21 protein-coding genes are annotated in these 20,541 nt (G+C 31.0%); 14 read left to right on the top strand and 7 right to left on the bottom strand.

All coding sequences use genetic code 11. From position 1 onward, the window contains the following. Positions 1-13: 13 nt before the first annotated feature. Entirely contained in the window at positions 14-400 is a 387-nt protein-coding gene (locus EAH69_RS06565; protein WP_121934395.1) for a DUF4296 domain-containing protein, read from the bottom strand. Beyond that, complete coding sequence (locus EAH69_RS06560; protein ID WP_121934394.1) at positions 397-1,119, bottom strand: polyprenol monophosphomannose synthase; 723 nt, start codon at positions 1,117-1,119, stop codon at positions 397-399. The genes EAH69_RS06565 and EAH69_RS06560 overlap by 4 nt, the downstream gene beginning before the upstream one ends. Before the next feature lie 66 nt (positions 1,120-1,185). Here EAH69_RS06560 and EAH69_RS06555 point away from each other — a divergent pair, with 66 nt between their 5' ends. The 3 genes from EAH69_RS06555 to recJ all read left to right on the top strand — a co-directional run bounded on the left by EAH69_RS06555 (position 1,186) and on the right by recJ (position 4,371). Next, positions 1,186-1,851 (top strand): DUF4271 domain-containing protein, encoded by a 666-nt coding sequence (locus tag EAH69_RS06555; RefSeq protein WP_121934393.1) that lies wholly within the window; start codon positions 1,186-1,188, stop codon positions 1,849-1,851. Positions 1,852-1,859: 8 nt separating this feature from the next. After that, positions 1,860-2,609, top strand: a complete 750-nt coding sequence (locus EAH69_RS06550; RefSeq protein ID WP_121934392.1) for a uroporphyrinogen-III synthase — start codon at positions 1,860-1,862, stop codon at positions 2,607-2,609. A 61-nt stretch (positions 2,610-2,670) separates the two neighbouring features. Further along, positions 2,671-4,371 carry a single-stranded-DNA-specific exonuclease RecJ gene (gene recJ, locus EAH69_RS06545; RefSeq protein ID WP_121934391.1) on the top strand — a complete coding sequence of 567 codons (1,701 nt, stop codon included), beginning with the start codon at positions 2,671-2,673 and terminating at the stop codon, positions 4,369-4,371. A 57-nt stretch (positions 4,372-4,428) separates the two neighbouring features. On the opposite strand, the gene rsmI is transcribed toward recJ, so the two are convergent. Genes rsmI through EAH69_RS06530 form a run of 3 tightly spaced genes read right to left on the bottom strand, consistent with a single transcriptional unit; the run spans position 4,429 to position 7,418 of the window. Continuing rightward, on the bottom strand, positions 4,429-5,109 hold the full coding sequence (gene rsmI / locus EAH69_RS06540; RefSeq protein WP_121934390.1) for a 16S rRNA (cytidine(1402)-2'-O)-methyltransferase: 681 nt from the start codon (positions 5,107-5,109) through the stop codon (positions 4,429-4,431). A gap of 38 nt (positions 5,110-5,147) precedes the next feature. Further along, the gene (locus tag EAH69_RS06535; RefSeq protein ID WP_230466732.1) at positions 5,148-5,630 is read right to left on the bottom strand and encodes a DUF4252 domain-containing protein; all 483 of its coding nucleotides are present in this window, start codon (positions 5,628-5,630) and stop codon (positions 5,148-5,150) included. A gap of 45 nt (positions 5,631-5,675) precedes the next feature. Next, positions 5,676-7,418: a 1-deoxy-D-xylulose-5-phosphate synthase gene (locus EAH69_RS06530; RefSeq protein WP_121934388.1), complete on the bottom strand. Its 1,743-nt coding sequence runs from the start codon at positions 7,416-7,418 to the stop codon at positions 5,676-5,678. Positions 7,419-7,490: 72 nt separating this feature from the next. Between EAH69_RS06530 and EAH69_RS06525 the strand changes: the two genes are divergently transcribed. The 4 genes from EAH69_RS06525 to EAH69_RS06510 are packed head-to-tail and all read left to right on the top strand — an operon-like array spanning position 7,491 to position 11,124. After that, positions 7,491-8,069 carry a DUF3109 family protein gene (locus EAH69_RS06525; protein WP_121934387.1) on the top strand — a complete coding sequence of 193 codons (579 nt, stop codon included), beginning with the start codon at positions 7,491-7,493 and terminating at the stop codon, positions 8,067-8,069. Between the two features lie 8 nt (positions 8,070-8,077). Next, positions 8,078-9,739 carry a DUF6909 family protein gene (locus EAH69_RS06520; protein WP_230466731.1) on the top strand — a complete coding sequence of 554 codons (1,662 nt, stop codon included), beginning with the start codon at positions 8,078-8,080 and terminating at the stop codon, positions 9,737-9,739. 4 nt (positions 9,740-9,743) lie between these two features. After that, entirely contained in the window at positions 9,744-10,745 is a 1,002-nt protein-coding gene (locus tag EAH69_RS06515; RefSeq protein ID WP_121934385.1) for a Gfo/Idh/MocA family protein, read from the top strand. Beyond that, complete coding sequence (locus EAH69_RS06510) at positions 10,726-11,124, top strand: acyl-CoA thioesterase (protein WP_121934384.1); 399 nt, start codon at positions 10,726-10,728, stop codon at positions 11,122-11,124. Before EAH69_RS06515 ends, EAH69_RS06510 begins: the two co-directional genes overlap by 20 nt. A 34-nt stretch (positions 11,125-11,158) precedes the next feature. Here the strand turns inward: EAH69_RS06510 and EAH69_RS06505 are convergent, their stop codons facing one another. Together EAH69_RS06505 and EAH69_RS06500 are read right to left on the bottom strand one after the other, a co-directional pair. Then, positions 11,159-11,677 carry an acyl-CoA thioesterase gene (locus EAH69_RS06505; protein ID WP_121934383.1) on the bottom strand — a complete coding sequence of 173 codons (519 nt, stop codon included), beginning with the start codon at positions 11,675-11,677 and terminating at the stop codon, positions 11,159-11,161. Between the two features lie 147 nt (positions 11,678-11,824). Beyond that, entirely contained in the window at positions 11,825-13,045 is a 1,221-nt protein-coding gene (locus EAH69_RS06500) for an HU domain-containing protein (RefSeq protein ID WP_121934382.1), read from the bottom strand. A gap of 86 nt (positions 13,046-13,131) precedes the next feature. Between EAH69_RS06500 and dprA the strand changes: the two genes are divergently transcribed. The 7 genes from dprA to EAH69_RS06460 all read left to right on the top strand — a co-directional run bounded on the left by dprA (position 13,132) and on the right by EAH69_RS06460 (position 20,229). Then, positions 13,132-14,229 (top strand): DNA-processing protein DprA, encoded by a 1,098-nt coding sequence (gene dprA / locus EAH69_RS06495; protein ID WP_121934381.1) that lies wholly within the window; start codon positions 13,132-13,134, stop codon positions 14,227-14,229. Positions 14,230-14,284: 55 nt separating this feature from the next. Then, positions 14,285-16,594, top strand: a complete 2,310-nt coding sequence (porZ, locus tag EAH69_RS06490) for a type IX secretion system anionic LPS delivery protein PorZ (protein ID WP_121934380.1) — start codon at positions 14,285-14,287, stop codon at positions 16,592-16,594. Then, the gene (gene recO, locus EAH69_RS06485; protein ID WP_121934379.1) at positions 16,594-17,316 is read left to right on the top strand and encodes a DNA repair protein RecO; all 723 of its coding nucleotides are present in this window, start codon (positions 16,594-16,596) and stop codon (positions 17,314-17,316) included. Before porZ ends, recO begins: the two co-directional genes overlap by 1 nt. A gap of 202 nt (positions 17,317-17,518) precedes the next feature. Continuing rightward, a complete protein-coding gene (locus EAH69_RS06475; protein ID WP_121934377.1) occupies positions 17,519-17,920 on the top strand; it encodes a hypothetical protein in 402 nt (133 codons plus the stop codon). Between the two features lie 70 nt (positions 17,921-17,990). Then, the gene (locus EAH69_RS06470) at positions 17,991-19,142 is read left to right on the top strand and encodes a cystathionine gamma-synthase (protein ID WP_121934376.1); all 1,152 of its coding nucleotides are present in this window, start codon (positions 17,991-17,993) and stop codon (positions 19,140-19,142) included. 220 nt (positions 19,143-19,362) lie between these two features. After that, positions 19,363-19,635, top strand: a complete 273-nt coding sequence (locus EAH69_RS06465; protein ID WP_121934375.1) for a hypothetical protein — start codon at positions 19,363-19,365, stop codon at positions 19,633-19,635. Further along, the gene (locus EAH69_RS06460) at positions 19,636-20,229 is read left to right on the top strand and encodes a hypothetical protein (RefSeq protein WP_121934374.1); all 594 of its coding nucleotides are present in this window, start codon (positions 19,636-19,638) and stop codon (positions 20,227-20,229) included. Positions 20,230-20,541 lie beyond the last annotated feature (312 nt).

Raw genomic sequence — 20,541 nt, 5'->3', positions numbered from 1 at the left:
ATCGGTTTATATATTATTGAGGTTGTTGAACCTGTGATTGAATTTCTTCGTATCGTTTTAATTCCTCTTCAGATAACTTATCCTTTAGTTCATCAATTACTTGATCTAATATTTTCTGATAATCACCTGTTTGAGTATAATAGTATTTAAAACTTTCTTCAAAAATTTTATGTGTAGTTTCGTGATTTTCGAAAATATACATGGTGTTCTTAGCAATGTCTAACACCTGATTTGATGATTGTCCTTGTATAGAATTCATCATTTGTTGGCTAGTATAGATATCTACTAAAATGTTTTTCATTTCAGATTTACTCAATAAATTATCTGGTTTCTTCGCATAAGGTTTGCTACAAGAAACGATTCCGATTAATAAAATAAAGATGTAAGCTAGTTTTTTCATAGTTTACCAAACATGTTTCTTAATCTTAAAGAAATTACGCCAAAAACAGCTTCTCCGATGATATCCGAGCTGATTTTAGACTCTCCTAAAGTTCTATCTGTAAATATAATAGGAACTTCTTGGATTTTAAATTTCTTAACCCAAGATTTGTATTTCATTTCGATTTGAAATCCGTATCCTTTAAATTTGATATCATCTAAACCTAAAGCTTCTAAAACTTCAGCTTTATAACCAACAAATCCTGCAGTAGCATCGTGTACGGGTAAATTAGTGATGACACGTACATATTTTGAAGCGAAATATGATAATAAAACTCGTTCCATTGGCCAGTTTACAACGTTTACACCATTGCTGTAACGAGAGCCAACAGCAACATCAGCGCCACTTGCTAAAGCGTCGTATAAACGAGGTAAATCGTTTGGATTATGAGAAAAATCTGCGTCCATCTCGAAAATGTACTTGTAATTATTCGCTAAAGCCCATTTAAAACCATGTACATACGCTCTTCCTAATCCGTCTTTTGTTGTACGAACTTCTAAGTGTAATCGCCCATTACTTTCATCAAATAATGCACGTACCAAATCGCCAGTTCCGTCTGGAGAACTGTCATCAACTATTAAAATATCAAAAGTATCATCCATTGCCAAAACCGCTCTGATAATGGCTTGTATATTTTCTTTTTCATTATATGTCGGGATGATGACTAATTTGTCTGACATAAATATCATTTTGAGGGGATAAAGATAGTTATTAGATTGATAGGGTTTTGTATTTTTGGAAAAATTATGAAAGCTACAGAATTAATTAGTATTGCTAAAAACACGCAAACCAACGATTATATACTAATCATCTTAGTGATTTGTTTATTAATTGTTTGTGCATCAAAGTATTTGTTTGCAAAAAACTTTAAGACGCTAAAGAATAAAACGGAGTATTTAAGTTTTACAGACGACAACACCACTTTATTTAGTTTAATCATCAATATTATGATGATTGTACTAATTAGTGCACTGCTTGTAGCGCATTTTAATGTACAAGTATTAAATTATACGCTAACTATTCCATTGCGAATTGCTTTTTGTTTCGTATTGATATCTGCTGTGATGTTGATGAAACTGATTATTGAAATGGCTTTTTTCCGAGTTTTTTATCAAGATAACTCGATATCTTTCTTCATGAAAAGTTCTAGTTACGTAAATGCAAGAAATATTTTAATATTGATTGTCAGTTGTTTTCTTTATTTTTATTCTGATTTAGACGGCAACATTATCATGCTTTCATGGTTTATATTATTATGTGTTAATCGTATATGGGAAATCTATTTTAGGTATTCTAATCAAATATCAACGAATAAATCTATTTGGTATTACAATATTTTGTACCTTTGCACCCTAGAAATTTTACCAATAATGGTTTTAGCAAAGTTCCTAATTATTGGTAAAGGAATCTAATTATTACTATGAAAGTTAAATCGATATTAGTATCACAACCTAAGCCACAGGCGGACAATTCTCCATACTTTGAGATTGAAAAACGCTATAAGATTAAAATTGATTTTCGTCCTTTTATCCAAGTAGTTGGAGTAGACGGTAAAGATGTTAGACAACAGAAGATAGACTTTCAAAGAATTACTGCAGTTATCTTTACAAGTCGTAATGCAATTGATCATTTCTTTCGTATTGCTGAAGAATTACGAATTCAAGTTCCAGATACGATGAAATATTTCTGTGAGTCAGAAGCTATTGCTTTTTACTTACAAAAGTACATTGTCTACAGAAAACGTAAAATTTATATTGGAGAGAAATTATTTTCGGACATGGTTCCTTTATTTAAGAAACACAAAGAAGAAAAATTCTTACTTCCAGCAGCAGACGTAATCAAACCAGATGTTCCTAAGTTATTAGATAGTTTAAATTTAGATTGGCAATTAGCTACATTATTTAGAACTATGTCTAGTGATTTATCTGATTTAGAAGATGTAAAATACGATATCTTAGTTTTCTTTACTCCATCAGGAATCATTTCATTATTCGAAAACTACCCTGATTTTGTACAAGATCAAACAAGAATTGCTGTTTTCGGTAAAAACACTGTAGCTGAAGCAAAAAAGATGGGATTACGTATTGATATCGAGGTTCCAACAAAAGAAACTCCGTCAATGACAATGGCGTTAGATAAATATGTAAAAGAAGTAAATAAATCAAAATAGTTATTTTCTTTTCTTCCTATCTTTAAATAGTATAAATTTATAGCAAATAACCTATTTACTGATGGACAAAAAATGGCAAATAAAAGAGCAACCTACTACGGAAGTTGTAGAGAGTATAAGGACCACATTAAGTGTTTCCGAAACAACTGCTATTTTATTAGCTCAGCGTGGGATTACAGATTTTGAAAAAGCTAAATCGTTTTTCAACCCATCATTAAAAGATTTACATAATCCTTTTTTAATGAAAGATATGGATGTTGCCGTATCTCGAATTAAATGGGCTATAGATAATGAGGAGAATATCCTTATTTTTGGTGACTACGATGTAGATGGAACGACAGCTGTAACATTGGTTTACGAATTTCTGTCCTCTATCTACTCGAATGTCACATACTACATTCCAGACCGTAACAACGAAGGTTACGGAATTTCTTATCAAAGTATAGATCATGCAGTTGCGAACAAGATTTCGTTAGTTATTGCCTTAGATTGTGGGATAAAAGCTCATGATCAGATTGATTTTGCTAATTCTAAAGGTATCGATTATATTATTTGCGATCATCACTTACCAGATAAATCTATTCCGAACGCATATGCAGTTTTAGATCCAAAACGTAAAGGTTGTCCTTATCCTTACAAAGAGTTAAGTGGTTGTGGTGTAGGTTTTAAATTAGTACAAGCTTACATTGCACAATTTAATATGGATAATGATATTTTAGATCCTTTATTAGATTTAGTTGCTGTAAGTATTGCTGCTGATATTGTGCCTATTACTGGAGAAAACAGAATTTTAGCTTATGCAGGTTTAAAGCGTTTGAATGAAAATCCTCGTTTAGGTTTCGAACAGATGATTCCTACAAACATAAAAGGAAATGTAAATATTTCTAACGTTGTTTTTTCAATAGCACCTAAAATTAATGCAGCTGGCCGAATTAAACATGGTTCTGAAGCAGTTCGTTTTATGTTGAGTAAGAACGAAGAGGATTGTAAAAAGTATTTAGCTGATATTAATTCGTTAAATAACGAACGTAAAAAGTTAGATATAGATACAACTGAACAAGCTTTAGATCAATTAAAAGATCTGGATCAATCCAAAACATTTTCTACAATAGTTTATCACCCAGAATGGAACAAAGGAGTAATTGGGATTGTAGCTTCTCGTTTAGTTGATATGTTTTATAAACCAACCTTAGTTTTTACTAAAAATTACGAAGGCGAATTGGTTGCCTCAGCACGTTCAGTTCAAGAGTATGATATGTATAATGCAATTGAAAAGAATTCTGGTTTATTAACGCAATTTGGTGGTCATATGGCTGCTGCAGGTTTAGCGTTAAAAGAAGAAAACTTTGAGGCATTTAAAAAAGCTTTTGAAGCAACTGTACGTGAAGAAAGCGAAGCAAAACATTTTACTCCAATTATAGAAATTGATAAACAATTATCTTTTAATGATATTTCTAAATCATTTTTAGAAACAGTGATGCGAATGGCACCTTTTGGTCCAGAAAACATGAATCCGGTTTTCTTGTCTAAGAATTTGATTGCTACTGATTTTAGATTGGTAGGAAAAGAACATGCTCGCTTGTATGTTCATCAAAAAAATACACGTTCAACATTTCCAGCAATTGGTTTTAAATTAGGGAAATTTGGTAAAAAATTACAAGAAGGTTGTTCTTTCGATATGGTTTATACAATTGGTATGAATTATTGGCAAGGAAAAGGAACTTGGCAATTAAATATCAAGGATATTCGTTTCGAAGAATAAAAAAAACTGCATTCAAATTCTTGAATACAGTTTTATATATTTTTTTAGAGAATGTTTTTATTTTTCTTGATTTCCTTCAACCACTAAAACCATTTCACCTTTTAAATTTCTTTTTTCAGCAATTTCAGCTAATTCGATTAAAGAACCTCTTAAAGTTTCTTCGAATTTCTTTGAAATCTCACGAGATAAACTCGCTTTTCTTTCATTTCCGAAAGTTTCAGCTAAATCTTTCAACGTACGTCCAATTTTGTGTGGAGATTCGTAAAAAATCATTGTTTTCTTTTCGTCAACTAAACTATCTAATTTCGATTTTCTTCCTTTTTTAACAGGGATAAAACCAATAAAAGTAAACTCATTATTAGGTAAACCAGAAACAACTAAAGCAGGAACAAAAGCTGTTGCACCAGGTAAACACTCGATTGTGATGTTATTTGCAACACATTCTTTTGCTAATAAATAACCAGGATCCGAAATACCAGGCGTACCAGCATCTGTGATAATCGAAATCGTTTGTCCGTCTTTTAATTGTCTGATAATATCTTCAGTCGCTTGATGCTCGTTATGCATATGATAGCTACGCATTGGCGTTTCAATTTCGTAGTGTTTTAGAAGAATTCCACTGTTACGTGTGTCTTCTGCTAAAACTACATCAGATTCTTTTAGAATTTCTACCGCTCTAAAAGTCATATCCTTCAAATTTCCAATTGGCGTAGGTACTAAATACAATTTTCCACTCATGGGTCAAAGATACGTTGAGAATATACAACTAGAAAAATCTATTTTAAGATATCTTCTAATTCAGATAAATCTACATTATCTAAAGCTTCTTCTAATTGTTCTTTCGTTAAATTAACTTTAGAATCGATAACTAAAACATTACGTAAACCGTTAACACCAAGAATTAACTGATTTATTTGTCCTTTATCTTCTAAGTACGCGGCATTTACGTTATTCTTTTTCACTTTTAATTTTATCATCTGTTCATAGTTTTCACCTTTTGTTGCAGCGATAAGATTTTTAATTACTCTATTTTGTTTTGCTTTTCCTGCATCTGTAATGATGAATACTTTGGCAGAATTGATATACTCTAATATTTTTAAATCGGTGTTTTTCTTCGCTAAATTGATTGCAAATTTAGGTAAAGGAATTACAGTAGATTGTTTGTCGTATTTATCATAAAATTCACTCATGTTTTTGGGTGTAGAACATGACGAAATTGTAAATAATACAAGTGCTAAAAATGGAATAATTTTATTCATAATCATTTGAATTTGGGAAGATGTAAACAATTCTTATTCCAAAATTTATAAATAAGATTGAATGAATTTTAAAATCGACTCTTTGTCTAATCCTAATTGTTGATTTAATTGATTTATTGTTCCATGAGTAATAAATTCATCAGGATATCCATTCATTTTAAAACTACCTTTATAATTCGATTTATTTAAAATCTTTAAAACAGAATCACCAAATCCTCCATTTAAAATTCCATCTTCAAAAGTTGCAATAACATTGTATTTTAAAGCTAAAATTTTAATGAATTGTTCATCCAATGGTTTAATGAATGGGAAGTCGATTAAACAGACTTCGTTTTCTAATTTATTCTCTGTTATAATTTCTTTAATTGTATATGATAACTGACCTGTAGCCAATAAAGCTATTTTGTTTCCTTCAGTAATTTTATTCGCTTTACCAATCGTGATTTTCTGATATTCAAAAGTATTTTCGTTTGTTTCAATACTTTCTTTTGGAAAACGAACGGCAAAAGGTTGTTCAGTAAACTGAGCAGTATATAAAATGTTTTTAAAGTCTTTTTCGTTACTTGGCGAAGCAATAATCACATTCGGAATTGTATTCAAATAACTGATATCGAAATATCCGTGATGCGTTGCTCCATCCGAACCTACAATTCCAGCACGATCAATACAAAATACAACAGGTAAATTTTGTAGCGCTACATCATGTATGACTTGATCGTATGCACGTTGTAAAAAAGTCGAATATATTGTACAATACGGAATTGTATTTTGTGCTGCTAATCCAGCTGCAAAAGTAACAGCGTGCTGTTCTGCAATTCCAACATCAATTACACGTTTCGGGAAATTCTCATGGCATTTTACTAAATTACTACCAGTAATCATTGCAGGAGTAATTGCAATAATCTTTTCGTTTTGATTTAATAAATCTAACATCGTTTCACCAAAAACATCTTGGTACGATTTACTTTTAGACACTTTTGTAATTTTGCCTGTTTCTTTATCAAATAAACCAGGCGCATGCCATTTTACTTGATCCAATTCGGCTTTTTCATATCCTTTTCCTTTTACTGTTTTTACATGTAAAACTTTAGGACCTTTGGTTTCATTCGCTTGTTGAAAAGCATTTAATAATGAATCAAAATTATGTCCATCAACAGTTCCAAGAAAATTCAAACCAAAATCTTCAAAAATTGAATGTTGATTATTTGTTAATTGATTAAAATGTTGTTTTAATCCACCTACTGAAGGATCAATCCCGATTGAATTGTTATTCAAAATCACTAAAACATCCAAATCTGTAGATCCAAGATGATTTAAAGCCTCTAAACTCATACCAGAAGTGATGGATGCATCTCCAATTACTGCGATATGTTTACGGTTAATACCATTAATTTCATCAGCAGTTGCCATACCAACAATAGCAGAAATAGAAGTTGAAGAATGGCCAGTTCCAAATACATCAAATTCACTTTCTTCACGTGAAGGAAATCCAGAAATACCATTTTCTTGACGTAAGGTGTCGAAATTATCACGTCTTCCAGTCAATAATTTATGAGGGTAACATTGATGTCCAACATCCCAAATTAACAAATCTGTCGGTGTGTCAAAATGATAATGCAGTGCAATTGTTAATTCAATCACACCTAAACTTGCACCTAAATGTCCTGGTTTAACACTTAAAGTATCTAAAATATATTCGCGTAAATCTTTTGCTAAATCAGGTAAATCTGCCTGATTTAGTTCCCTAAGTTGCTTAGGATGATTGATTTTATGGATAGCTTTATTCATTATTAGCTTACAAAATTACAATTTTCTGAAGAAAACGCCGTATCTTTGTCGGTTACAAAAAATAGATAGATTATGTTTCAAATAGGAAAGACTTTGGTCTCTGAAGAATTGCTTAATGAAGAGTTTGTATGTAACTTGAATAAATGTAAAGGAATTTGTTGTGTAGAAGGTGACGCAGGTGCTCCTTTAGAAGAGGACGAGTTATCTATTTTAGACGATATCTACGAAGATGTAAAACCTTTTTTAAGACCTGAAGGAATTGAGGTAATTGAAAACGAAGGTAAATATACAATGGATACTGATGGTGACTGGGTTACACCGTTAGTTAACAACAAAGAATGTGCATATTTAGTTTTCGAAGAAAACGGTTTTTCTAAGTGTGGAATAGAAAAAGCGTACGAAGAAGGTATTATTGAATATAAAAAGCCTATTTCTTGTCACTTATACCCAGTTCGTGTTAAGGAATATTCAAGTTTTACTGCAGTTAACTACCATGTGTGGGATATTTGTTCAGATGCTTGTACATTAGGTAAAGAATTAAAAGTGAATGTAGCCACGTTTGCAAAAGATTCTTTGGTACGAAAATTTGGAGAAGAATGGTATGGAGAGTTAATGCAAATTCAGGCTGAATTAAATAATCAAAAAAAGTAAAAAAAATTATGGCAATATCAAGAGCTAGAAGATCGACAGATGCGATCGAAAGATTATATATTTCAATGCGCCACTTATTTCACCGTGGTGTTTATAGAGTGTCAGGAAATCCTGGTAAAATTTTAAGAAGCTTATTATTTGAATTAGAACCAGAAATTTATGGTTCTATGACAGATCCTAATAAAGTAGAATTAAGTGGTTTAATGTACGTTTTAGATCGTTTGCCTGACGGAATTGTAGAAACTCCGTTTATCTCTTTTACTGCTGATGAAGGGTACGATCGTTCAATCTTTACTCCAATTATTCCTGCAAAAAGACGTCGTTTTTGTTACAGAATCGATGATGATCAGATGAACATCGAAATTTCTAGAGGTCGTTCAGATATTTTTGATGTTTTAACACACTTAACGTTCTTATACAACGAAGCTGATAAAATCAGAAATCACGCATTTGATAATCAAACTTTAACTAAAAGTAGATTATGGGAAGTTATTGAAGAAATCGTTTTAACGAAAAAAGATTTAACTCGCCAAGAGCGTGAAGTTGCAATTATGCACTTATCAAGCATCTTAGGACGTACGTTTGAAGAAACGCAGTCTACTCACGAATATTTCGGAACGGCAGACGAGCCAGACAAATTCTTCTCTATCATTTACTGGATGGGAATGACAAGTCAGGCAGATCGTATCGGAGTTAAGAAACGTGAAATTACTTTTACATCAACTTTACGCGAATCTATCGGACATCACGTAATTGGAGAAAAATGGGCGAATGAAATTAAACGTCAATTATTCGAAAACGGATTACACGAAAGAAATATTCACATCATCAGTGCAAATATGCATTCAGTATCTAATATGTTATATGCTTATGATGGTTTAAAACGTAAATACAAAGGTGATTCTGTTGAAATTTACGAAGATTTAAGTGCTGCAAACAATAAATTGTTAAGAGCAGAGTTACTTGATTATGTAAAAAAACAAGGATTAATTTACATTAAAGATAAATCAGGAACTAATATCGATGTACAAATTATCGATTTAGCGAAAGTTGATCTTAAAAATACAGGATTCTCTTATGCAAAAGCAAAAGATAACGAAGTAATTATCGTTATGGATTATGCATTTGGAGAGCAAGCTTTTGAAGCAATGGATGAGTTATTAAAACCATACAAAAAAGCAGAAGCTAATTTTAAAATGAATGTGAAATCTGTGTCTATCATGGGGAAAGCTGGAATTTTAGAAGGTGTTAAAGGAGATATTATGATTGCAACATCTCACGTATTTGAAGGAACAACTGATAATTACTTTTTTGACAATGAATTAACAGCTGAAGATTTTAAAGATTCAGGTTTAGGAGTTTACGAAGGGCCAATGATTTCGGTTTTAGGAACTTCTTTACAAAACAAAGACATCTTAGAATATTTCAAAAATTCATCTTTCCAAGCGGTAGGGTTAGAAATGGAAGGAGCACATTACCACAAAGCAATTCAGGTAGCTTCTAAAATTCGTCACCACATCGACAAAGATGTGAAAGTAATGTACGCTTACTACGCTTCTGATAATCCATTAGAAACTGGAAGTACATTAGCATCAGGAGGTTTAGGATTAACAGGTGTTAAACCAACTTACCTAATTACACAAAAGATTTTAGAAAAAATCATCAAATAATTGTATGAAAAATTTTTCCATTCTTGGATATGGACATATAGGTAAAGTTCATGAACAAGCGATTAGAGATACAGAAAATGCTAATTTAATTTCGATTATCGATTTTAATTTACCTTCTGATCTTGATGCAATAACTTACTCTACATTAGAGAGTTTCTTACAAGAAGATACAACAACTGATGTGGTAGTAATTGCAACACCTAATGGTTTGCATCGCGAACATGCTATCCGTTGTTTAAAGGCTGGAAAAAATGTTTTCATCGAGAAACCAATTTCGTTAAATGTTGCAGATGCTGAAGAAATTTTAGCTGTTGCAAATGAGAAAGGGTTACGCGTATTTTCTTCTATGCAATTACGTTTTTCTCCAGTAGTACAATATGTAAAAAAATTGGTAGAGAACAATGCTTTAGGTAAAATACACATGGTTAATGTACAATGTTATTGGAACCGTAATAGAAATTATTACAAGTTAAGAGAGTGGCATGGTACAGACGATATGGATGGTGGAGTTTTATATACTCAATTCTCTCATTTCGTAGATATCATTAACTATTGGTTTGATGAGGTTAAATGCGTAAATTCAAGAAGTTTTAATTTTTCACATTCTGATATTACAGAATTTGATGATAGTGGATATGTTGATTTTATTGCAGACGAAGCTGTTGGTCATATGACTTACACGACGTCTGTTTTTAATAAAAATTTCGAATCAAATATTACGATTATTGCTGAAAAAGGAACGATTAAAATTGGTGATCAATATTTAAATCAAATGCTTTACAGTGATTTAAAGAATGTTTGTTGTTCAAACAAAGTATCTACAGAACAAAAGAACTTTCATCCAGAGGCTATACAAGAGGTTTCTGATGCGTTATTTCGTAAAAATGAAAGTATCCTTGACGGGAAATTCGCAGTTGATTTAGTGAAGTTTATTTCAGCCGCTAATGATTTTGCAAAAGAAAATAAATTACATCAAATGAACGCTTATGAAGTTTCACACTCGTAAATGGGTAAAACCAGAAGATTTAAATCCAAATAAATCTCTTTTCGGAGGTAGATTATTAGCATGGATTGATGAAGAAGCAGCACTTTATAGTGTTGTTCAATTAGAAAATCCACATGTAGTTACAAAGTACATGTCCGAGATTAATTTTATGGCTTCTGCAAAGCAAGGAGATATTGTTGAAATTGGAATTGAAGTTGTGAAATTTGGTACAACATCTCTCGTTTTAAATTGTGAAGTTCGTAACAAAATGACGCATGAAACGATTATTACTGTTGATAAAATAACAATGGTAAATTTAGACGAAAATGGAGTGCCAAAACCTCATGGTAAAACCAAAGTAGAATATGTAAGAGACCGCATTGCGGGACAAAATAAGTAAAAGAAAAGCCACTCAATCGAGTGGCTTTTTTATATTAACCTAAAAACAAAGCTTTCAGTTCGTTGGCATCTTTCGGATTTAAACGACCAGCTAATACTAAGCTTAATTGTTTTCTGCGTAAAGCTGCATTATAACGTTCAATTTCTAATTCAGTTTCAGCAACTAATTCAGGAATTTCAACAGGCTTATTATTACCATCTAAAGCAACAAAAGTATAAATTGCATCGTTTGTTTTTGTAAACTTTTCTTCTTCATAGTTATAAACAAAAACATCAACATAAACTTCCATCGAAGTTTTAAAAGCACGAGTAACTTTCGATTCCAATTTAACTGTACTTCCAAGAGGAATTGGTTGATTAAAAGAAACGTGATTCACACTTGCTGTTACAACTTGTAAACTTCCTGAATGCATCTTTGCAGAAATAGCAGAAATACGATCCATACGAGCTAAAAGTTCACCACCGAACATGTTATTTAATTGATTGGTTTCATTCGGTAAAACCAAGTTTGTCATTACTGCTAATGATTCTTTTGCTGTTTTAGTTTTTAACATAAACCTATTTATTGAGTTGCAAAGTTCAATATTCTATTTAAGAATTACTAATTATTATACATATTCATTAAAAATAACATAATTATAGTGTAATAAAAAAGGGTTACTAACATAGTAACCCTTTTTTTATAAGATAATAATAATTTATTAGTTATGCTCTCTAATCCAAGCGTCTGGACGTTGCTTGTGTAAATTATTTAAATACTTAGAAGCTTGTTCCATTGTATCAAAACCGTCAAAAGTTACGTAGTAGAAACGACCTTTAACATAAACGATACTTGCGTTTTTGTAACCTTCACTTTCTAAGAAACGTAGCATTCTTGCTGCATCATCAGCTCTTCTCAATGAAGCTGCGATAACTTGGAATTTTTTTGGATTAGAATCAATTCTAATTACATCTTCCGCATTTTTATCGTTTCCTTTTCCTGCTACATTGTTGTTTTCTTCTGCTTTCGCAGATTTTACAGTCTCTTTTGTAGAAGAATTAGATGATTTAGAATTTAAAGAATTAGCATCAACTTTCGAGTTACGGATAATTGCTTTAACTTCTTTCTCGTCTTCATTTAATTGTTTTTCTTCAACAACGGTAATCTCAAAACGAGATAATACATTTTGTCCTGTAGAATCAGTTTCAGCTGGTACAGAAACTGAGGTTCCAGCTTGAACATACTCTAAAGGATTAGAAATTGTTGTTGGTAAATTATGAATTACATCTTCTAATTTACTAATCTTTTCGATTGGTGATGCAGAGTTTAATAAATTAGGCGCTGCTTCTTTAATCGCTGGTAAAACAATACCACTCCATTGATGATCAACAAATTTCTGAACTGGTTGAGGTGTATTAAAGTAAAAATATCCACCTACAATAATCGGAACAATTGATGCAACAGCTAAAAACGATGACCAATTTCTTTTAGAAGAGGGTACCACAGTTGCTACTTCTGGAGTATTTAAAATTAAATTAGGTTTGATAGCTCGCAATCCAAATGCATCTGATAAGAAATTTTCAGTAGTATGAGGTTTAAAATTCAAAACTCCTTCAGTATCATTTGTAAACGTTCCTATATTATCCAACACAATTGTTTCACCGTTGTTTAAACGAGATCTCCAATTGTTCACGTCTTCTTCAATCTGTAAAGAAGCATCTTCAATACTAACCTTTTCTTCTAAAGCATATTTTTTTTCAAGAATTCCATCACTCGATGTTAATGATGAATTAAAAGAAACTGCATTATGCGGAGGAGTGATTGTATGATCCTCTTGGTTAATAGTTGCACTTGTCGGATGCGAAATAAACGCACCAAATTTCGGAACGATTACACAATCGTACTGAAACATAAGCTGATTAATATAGTTCTCTAACCTCATAACAACGAATTTAACATTTTTTTTCGATTTATTAAGATAAATAATTAAAAATGTGTGTCTTGAATGTAAATAGTTAATTTAAAAGAATGAATTCTGAGCAAAGATACATTTTAGCGTTGTCATTTATCAAAGGAATTGGAGATAATCGAATATTTTTTCTCGTTAATTTCTTTGGTAGTGCTAAAGCTGTATGGGAATCTTCTAAAAATGAATTACTTAATATTAGTGGTTTCGGACCAAAATTAATTAAAGATATTGGGAATGAAAAGTATCTTGATTTAGCAGATGCTGAAATCGAATTTTGTAAATTTAATAATATCAGTATTATAACCTTATTTGATGATTCATATCCTTCACTTTTAAAACAATGTCCTGATGCACCAATTGTATTATTTACAAAAGGGAATATTCTTTTTGAAAACACAAAAAAAATTGCAATTGTAGGCACACGAAAAATGACTAATTATGGGAAGTTATTTATAGAGGAATTAATTGACGGAATCAAAGATTATGATGTTACAATCGTTAGTGGTTTAGCTTATGGCTGTGATATTTATTCCCATATACAAGCATTAAAATTTAATATTCCAACTTGGGCAGTTTTAGCTCATCATCTCAATCATATTTATCCTCCACAGCATAAAAATGTCGCATTAGAAATGTTAGAAACTGGAGGTTGGATTTCTGAACAATCTTCGATAAAAGGTGTTTCTCCAAAATATTTTTTACAACGAAATCGCATAATAGCAGGACTTTCAGATGTTACAATTATGGTAGAATCTGGTTCGCATGGAGGAAGTTTAGTAACAGCTAAATTTGCGAATGACTACAATCGAGATGTTTTTGCTTTACCAGGAAAATCAACAGATATATTGAGTTCAGGTTGTAATTATATGATTAAAACGCATCAAGCTTATTTGATTGAATCATCTAAAGATTTGGCATACCATCTAAATTTAAACGATAATCCAAAGAAAACAAATCAATTAGAAATGTTTGTTGAATTAACAGTAGAAGAGCAGAAAATTGTAGATTTTTTAGATCAAAATGGAAAGACTCATATCGATGCATTATCTATTAGTTTAGATTTATTGACTTATGAATTGATGCCAGTTTTGTTGGATTTAGAGTTAAAGAATATTCTGCAACCATTACCAGGAAAGTATTTTGAGCTTTCTCGATGATAATTACAATTTTTCACTAAAAATATTGTTATAAATAACAGTATTTTTGTTGATTATGAAGAAGTACCTTTTACTAATATTATGTTTTCCTGTGTTCTCGCTTTTTGGGCAGAATACAAATGGAAGATGGTCTGATTTATTCTCCTATTCTAATGTAAAATACATTGAAGAAGTTCAAGGTATTTTGTATTGCGCTACAGAAAACGGAATTTTCCTTTTTGATTCTTCAAATCCAGAAAGAGAATGGGTAAAATATAACAAGACAAATATTTTAAGTAATGTTGGTATCACTGCAATGAACTACGATGCAGCAACAAATACTTTAATTATTGGTTACGAAAATGGATCGATAGATTTATTAATTGATGGCGAAACTCAAATGGTTTTAGATATTCCATGGAATAGTTTTTCTGGCGCTAAAAAGATTAATCACATTTTTATCCAAGACAATGTTGCAATTATTTCTGGTGGATTTGGTATTGCTTCTTACAGTTTAACGGATCGTGAGTTTTTAGAAACTACTTTTTTCTACAATAACGGTAATTATATTGCAGTAAACGAATCTGCAATTTACAATGGTCGTGTTTTTTCGGCTACAGATAGTGGAATATATTCTTATCAGTTAATTAACGGAACAAATTTTCCAAACTTTTATGTTTGGCAACTATTAACAGGGACTCAATCTGTAGGAGGTGTAAAATATGTAGAGCTTTTTAATGGTCAGATGTATTTTGCATCAAATTCAATGTTGTATAAATTAACTTCTGATACACAATTTTCTCAAGTACAGAGTTTTTCTAATATTAAAGATTTAAAATCGAATCATGATATTTTAGCAATTGCACAAGCTTCTCAAGTAAGTTTTATGAATTCGAATCAGAGTGTAATTACACATTCAGAAGATTATTATGAAACTACGGAAGGAGGAACTCAACTGCAAAAAATGCCTATAAATACAGGAATTTTTCACAATAATAAGTATTTTGGTGGAACAGCAAAATTTGGGTTGATTGATTTTGACTTAACGTACTTAGATAATTCAGAAGGTTATAAACCTGATGGACCTTTTAATAACTTATCTTATTCATTAGCTGTTAGTAAACAAAAAGTTTGGATTGCGCCAGGTGGAATGAGTGATTTTAATGCGCCAACTTTTAATGCTGATGGATTTTATTATTTTGATAAGTTCAAATGGAAACATTTTAAAAGTTCGGATTTATATAACGCGAAAGATTTCGTGAAGATTTCTGTAAATCCAAAAGATGATAATAATTTTATTGCAATCCCATTTGCAGAACGACCAAATTGGGGAACTGAACAAAAAATCGGAATGTTTGAATTTACTCAAAACGGAGAGTCTTTTGATGTTAATCACATTACTTCACCTTTTGTATGGTCTTACCGAATGGGTGGAGGTGCATTTGATAAGGATGGAGATTTATATGTTAGTAGTTCTTTCGTAGACGAGCCATCAGGTTGGGAAACTAATCATTATTACCAAAGAAAAGGTCAGTCTTGGCGTCGTCTAAGATCTAATAAAAATAGACCATCTACGGCTTTATCTCCAGATTTTTCGTCGAATTATATTTGGTTTCCAAATGCAAGAACTGGTGGAGTTTCTGTTTTAGATAAAAATATGACGGAAGTTGTAACTCTAACAAAATCTAATGCAAATCTATATGAAGATGGAGTTTTAACAGTTGCCATCGATCAAAATAATAATGCATGGATTGGAACTTTATTAGGTTTAACTGTTTTAAATAATGCTGATTCTTCTATCGAGTCAGGTAATTATAGAACAGAACCAGTTGTTATTATTCAAGACGGTATTCCAGAAGCTTTGTTAACTTCTACACGAATCAACGATATTAAAGTGGATAAAGCAAATAGAAAATGGATTGCGACAAATGCTGCAGGTGTTTACTATGTTTCTGATAATGGAGAACAGACTATTTATAACTTCACTTCTAAAAATTCAGCACTACCATCTGATACAGTTTATGATATTGAAATAGACGACTCGAATGGGAAAGTATATTTCGCAACAGAAAAAGGTGTAGTTGTTTTTAATGGAGATGTACAAGATGTTGGCGATAATTTTGATCATGTTATTGCATATCCTAATCCGGTTCGGCCTGGGTTCAAAGGAAATATGATTATCAAAAATATTCCAAATCGTGCTTCAGTAAAAATTACAGATGTAACTGGAAATTTATTGTACGAAGCCAAAGCAAATGGTGGAATTGTAGAGTGGAACACAAAAAATAGTAAAGGAAAAGATGTGGCATCTGGAATTTATATAGTGTTGATGACAAATGCAGACGGAACAGAAACTAAAACGCTAAAAATCGCTGTAGTGAGATAATGAAAGAGATTGAAACAAAAGCAATTGTTTTATCAAGTTTAAAATATGGAGATACAAGCTTAATTGTTCGTTGTTATACCGAACAATTAGGCTTGAAATCGTTTATAGCTAAAGGAGTTTTCTCTAAAAAGAAACGAAATACGGCTTTGTATTTTCCATTAAACGAGATAGATATTGCATATAAACCAAAGTCAAACGATCAACAATTGGTCTTTATAAAATCAGCGCAAGCTGCTTATTATTATGAATCACTGCATTTTCATCCCGTGAAATCTGCAATTGTTTTCTTTTTGGCTGAACTTTTAAATTTGATTTTAAAAGCGGAAGAACATAACGAAGATTTATACCAATTTATTAAACAGAGTTTAGTTTTATTTGATGAGAAGAAGGAAGAATTTGCCGATTTTCATTTGGTTTTCTTGATGAATTTAACGCACTTTTTAGGATTCTATCCCAATGATGATAATGAATCTGCCCAATATTTTGATTTAGAAAATGGATTCTTTTCTGAATCGAATTCATCTATTAATATGCTAAATCCGATCGAAACTCAATTATTCAAAAAGTTACTGAATACACCTTTTGATTTAGAATCGAAAAATCATTTCAATCAACAACAGCGTGGTTTATTGCTAGAAATTTTAGTGAAGTATTATCAAATACATACCAACAATTTTAAGAAACCAAATTCATTACAAGTTTTACACGAATTGTTTAGTTAATGGGAAGAAATATTAATAATTCTGTTGGTAAAAGAATAAGAATACAAGAAGAAAAAAGTAATAAAAAGGCAGAAAAGTATTCTACATTTATTTTCTTCGTCTATACTGCAATAATATATTTACTGTATATAACTGATGAAATAATTCTACTAAATGTCAAAACTTGGTATTATTTTATGTATTTCATGTTATTATAATTTTTTTGATATTTAATATTCCATTTATTAAAAATAAGTTATTTGAATCAAATGATTTATTATTAAAAATTCTTGGATCATTAGTGTTAGCGTTTTTTATTTCAATGATTAGTTATTTTGGATTTAAATATCTTATTAATCAATCAGCTGAAGAATCAACAATTACAGAAAATTGTGAAATTTTAGAAATTAAAAAAGGAAGATATAGAAGAGGTGGAGATTATTATAATCTAAAAATTAATTTTAGAGGAAATAAAGAGACAGTAGATTTAAATAAAAATTTATATCAAAAGCTTGAGAAAATTAGTTTGACAAAAAATCATGTAATTGTAAAAGCTAAACCTTCTGTTTTTGGTATATATGCAGTAGAAAATGTATTTATTCAATCCAAAAATATTCTGAACTAAATTCTAACAAAACATTAAAACTTAGAATAAATAAAACTCCATATATTTGCTATACTTTAAAGAATACAACATGAAATTCAATACAAAAGCTATACACGGTGGACAACACCATGATCCATCTACAGGAGCGGTTATGACTCCAATTTACCAAACATCAACATTTGCACAACGTTCTCCTGGAGATTACAAAGGATACGAATATTCTCGTGGAGCAAACCCAACTCGTTCGGCTTTAGAAAATGCTTTAGCATCTATCGAAGGAGGAGTAGCAGGTTTTGCATTTGGTTCTGGTTTAGCAGCAATCGATGGTGTTTTAAAATTATTCAAACCTGGTGATGAAATCATCGCTATGGACGATTTATATGGTGGTTCTTACCGTTTATTTACTCGTGTTTACGAGAAATTTGGTTTAAAATTTCATTTCGTAGATATGACAGATGTTGAAGCTACTGTAGCTTTAATCAATGACAACACGAAAATGGTTTGGATTGAAACACCAACAAATCCATTAATGAAAGTGGTTGATATCAAAGCAATCAATGATGCAGCTAAAGCAAAAAAAGCTGATGTTTTAGTAGCTGTTGATAATACATTTGCTTCGCCATATTTACAACGTCCGATCGAATTAGGAGCGGATATCGTAATGCACTCTGCAACAAAATATTTAGGAGGTCACTCAGATTTAGTAGCAGGAGCAATTGTGGTTAATTCTGATCAATTAGCAACTGATGTTCACTTTAATTTATTCGCAACTGGTGGAATTTTAGGACCACAAGATTCTTACTTAGTTTTACGTGGAATCAAAACTTTAGCGGTTCGTATGGATCGTCATTGTTCTAATGGTATGAAAGTAGCTCGTTTCTTAGAAGCTCATCCAAAAGTTGCACATACATATTATCCAGGTTTAGAGAATCATCCACAACACGAAATTGCTAAGAAGCAAATGAAAGATTTCGGTGGAATGGTAACTTTCACTTTAACTTCTGGTAAAAAAGAAGATGCTTTTAAATTATTAGAAAACTTAAAAGTTTTCACGTTAGCTGAATCTTTAGGTGGAGTTGAATCGTTAGCAAATCACCCGGCGACGATGACACACGCGTCAATTCCTGCAGAAAAACGCGCTGAAATTGGTATTACAGACGATTTAATTCGTTTATCTGTTGGTATCGAAGACATCGACGATTTATTAGCAGATTTAGAACAAGTTTTAAATTTAATCTAATCGATTAATTACAATATTTCTTAAATCCCGAATCATTTGATTTGGGATTTTTTAATGCTGAGTTTTTAAAAGAATTTATTCTGAGCTTATCGAAGAAGATTCATTGTGTTTTTTTACAAGGATTCGTTATCCTGAATTTATTTCAGGATCGCTTTATATATTGAGAAGCTGAAACGAGTTCAGCTTGACATTCTTGTTTCCTTTTTGTGTTAAGACAAAAATGAAAAATATTGACCAAATTCAGCTTGATAAAACAAAATATCATTCCGAGGAAACTCAAAAAAAATCAAGTAAATTTGATACTATGGGAATTATAGAAAACATAGGAGGAATAATCATATTTATCGTATTTGTTTTAATCTTCAGATTATACTTAGTACGTTTTGATAAAATCTTTAAAAATTCAGAAAAAATCGAAGATTTAGAACGACAAAATAATCAATTGTTAGAAGAAATTAGAGAAATTAAAGAATTGTTGAAAAAGAAAGATTAGATGAGGTTTTTAGTATTCTTTTGTTTATCAATTCTAACTTTTGCGCAATCAAATGATACAATTAATTTGAATGAATTTCAGTTGATGGATTATTCCCAATACAAGCAATTTAGACCAAAGTCCAAAAAGATTATTCGCTTAACCGATCATACGACTTATGGTATAAAAGTCTTTTCTACATTACACTTACCAATAGAATCTGAAATCGAAATTGTAGCAATTGAAATCTTGTTCGAATCCAAAATCAAGAAGAAAAATTACTGTAACGAATACTATTATTTTAAACCGATTATTTTAGAAAATAAGGATTCAAAGAATAGTTTGATTGCTGAAAAATGGTTTGAAGTGGATAAAGATTATGTGGGGAAATATATTTTTCCTGTTCATTTAAAAATCAAACCATCCGAAGCTAAAAACTTCTTGATTGGTTATGAAACTCATTACGAAAATCCTTTTTGTCCTGAAGGAAATGGTTATTTTGATTTACTTGAAACTAAATCAGCTTCAACTTTATTTTATGGAGTAAATGAACAATTAATAGAACAAAATCTTTTAAAAAATCACGCGATTAATTATCGTTTATATTATCAATAAATTCTTAGACAGGCTCAGAATATCAAAAACGGCATCTAAATCTATGACGTTAAAAAATAAATTGAATGTAGGATTAGAATGAATTAGTGAGCGATAGCGAATTATTTAATTCATTCCCGAAATGATATTTATTTTAAGTCCAATAGATTTATAGCCTTGACTTTTTTGTTTCGTTGTCAAGACAAAAATGAAAATTATTTATAAATGAGAAGCTGAAACGAGTTCAGCTTGACAAAAGAAATGTTATCTCGAGGAATTTTGTAGATTCTTCACTTCGTATGCGCTTTGCTCAGAATATCAAAAACGGCATCT

The organism is Faecalibacter macacae, assembly GCF_003687725.1.
GTDB classification, from domain to species: Bacteria; Bacteroidota; Bacteroidia; order Flavobacteriales; family Weeksellaceae; genus Empedobacter; species Empedobacter macacae.
Note: the sequence above shows the minus strand (reverse complement) of the source record. Positions and strands in the feature narration are given on the sequence as shown.

What these genes read in the sequence shown, in the direction of transcription:
- EAH69_RS06565 (WP_121934395.1), bottom strand. Translation starts at nt 400, where the DNA reads ATGAAAAAACTAGCTTACATCTTTATTTTATTAATCGGAATCGTTTCT.
- EAH69_RS06560 (WP_121934394.1), bottom strand. Translation starts at nt 1,119, where the DNA reads ATGTCAGACAAATTAGTCATCATCCCGACATATAATGAAAAAGAAAAT.
- EAH69_RS06555 (WP_121934393.1), top strand. Translation starts at nt 1,186, where the DNA reads ATGAAAGCTACAGAATTAATTAGTATTGCTAAAAACACGCAAACCAAC.
- EAH69_RS06550 (WP_121934392.1), top strand. Translation starts at nt 1,860, where the DNA reads ATGAAAGTTAAATCGATATTAGTATCACAACCTAAGCCACAGGCGGAC.
- recJ (WP_121934391.1), top strand. Translation starts at nt 2,671, where the DNA reads ATGGACAAAAAATGGCAAATAAAAGAGCAACCTACTACGGAAGTTGTA.
- rsmI (WP_121934390.1), bottom strand. Translation starts at nt 5,109, where the DNA reads ATGAGTGGAAAATTGTATTTAGTACCTACGCCAATTGGAAATTTGAAG.
- EAH69_RS06535 (WP_230466732.1), bottom strand. Translation starts at nt 5,630, where the DNA reads ATGAATAAAATTATTCCATTTTTAGCACTTGTATTATTTACAATTTCG.
- EAH69_RS06530 (WP_121934388.1), bottom strand. Translation starts at nt 7,418, where the DNA reads ATGAATAAAGCTATCCATAAAATCAATCATCCTAAGCAACTTAGGGAA.
- EAH69_RS06525 (WP_121934387.1), top strand. Translation starts at nt 7,491, where the DNA reads ATGTTTCAAATAGGAAAGACTTTGGTCTCTGAAGAATTGCTTAATGAA.
- EAH69_RS06520 (WP_230466731.1), top strand. Translation starts at nt 8,078, where the DNA reads ATGGCAATATCAAGAGCTAGAAGATCGACAGATGCGATCGAAAGATTA.
- EAH69_RS06515 (WP_121934385.1), top strand. Translation starts at nt 9,744, where the DNA reads ATGAAAAATTTTTCCATTCTTGGATATGGACATATAGGTAAAGTTCAT.
- EAH69_RS06510 (WP_121934384.1), top strand. Translation starts at nt 10,726, where the DNA reads ATGAAGTTTCACACTCGTAAATGGGTAAAACCAGAAGATTTAAATCCA.
- EAH69_RS06505 (WP_121934383.1), bottom strand. Translation starts at nt 11,677, where the DNA reads ATGTTAAAAACTAAAACAGCAAAAGAATCATTAGCAGTAATGACAAAC.
- EAH69_RS06500 (WP_121934382.1), bottom strand. Translation starts at nt 13,045, where the DNA reads ATGAGGTTAGAGAACTATATTAATCAGCTTATGTTTCAGTACGATTGT.
- dprA (WP_121934381.1), top strand. Translation starts at nt 13,132, where the DNA reads ATGAATTCTGAGCAAAGATACATTTTAGCGTTGTCATTTATCAAAGGA.
- porZ (WP_121934380.1), top strand. Translation starts at nt 14,285, where the DNA reads ATGAAGAAGTACCTTTTACTAATATTATGTTTTCCTGTGTTCTCGCTT.
- recO (WP_121934379.1), top strand. Translation starts at nt 16,594, where the DNA reads ATGAAAGAGATTGAAACAAAAGCAATTGTTTTATCAAGTTTAAAATAT.
- EAH69_RS06470 (WP_121934376.1), top strand. Translation starts at nt 17,991, where the DNA reads ATGAAATTCAATACAAAAGCTATACACGGTGGACAACACCATGATCCA.
- EAH69_RS06465 (WP_121934375.1), top strand. Translation starts at nt 19,363, where the DNA reads ATGAAAAATATTGACCAAATTCAGCTTGATAAAACAAAATATCATTCC.
- EAH69_RS06460 (WP_121934374.1), top strand. Translation starts at nt 19,636, where the DNA reads ATGAGGTTTTTAGTATTCTTTTGTTTATCAATTCTAACTTTTGCGCAA.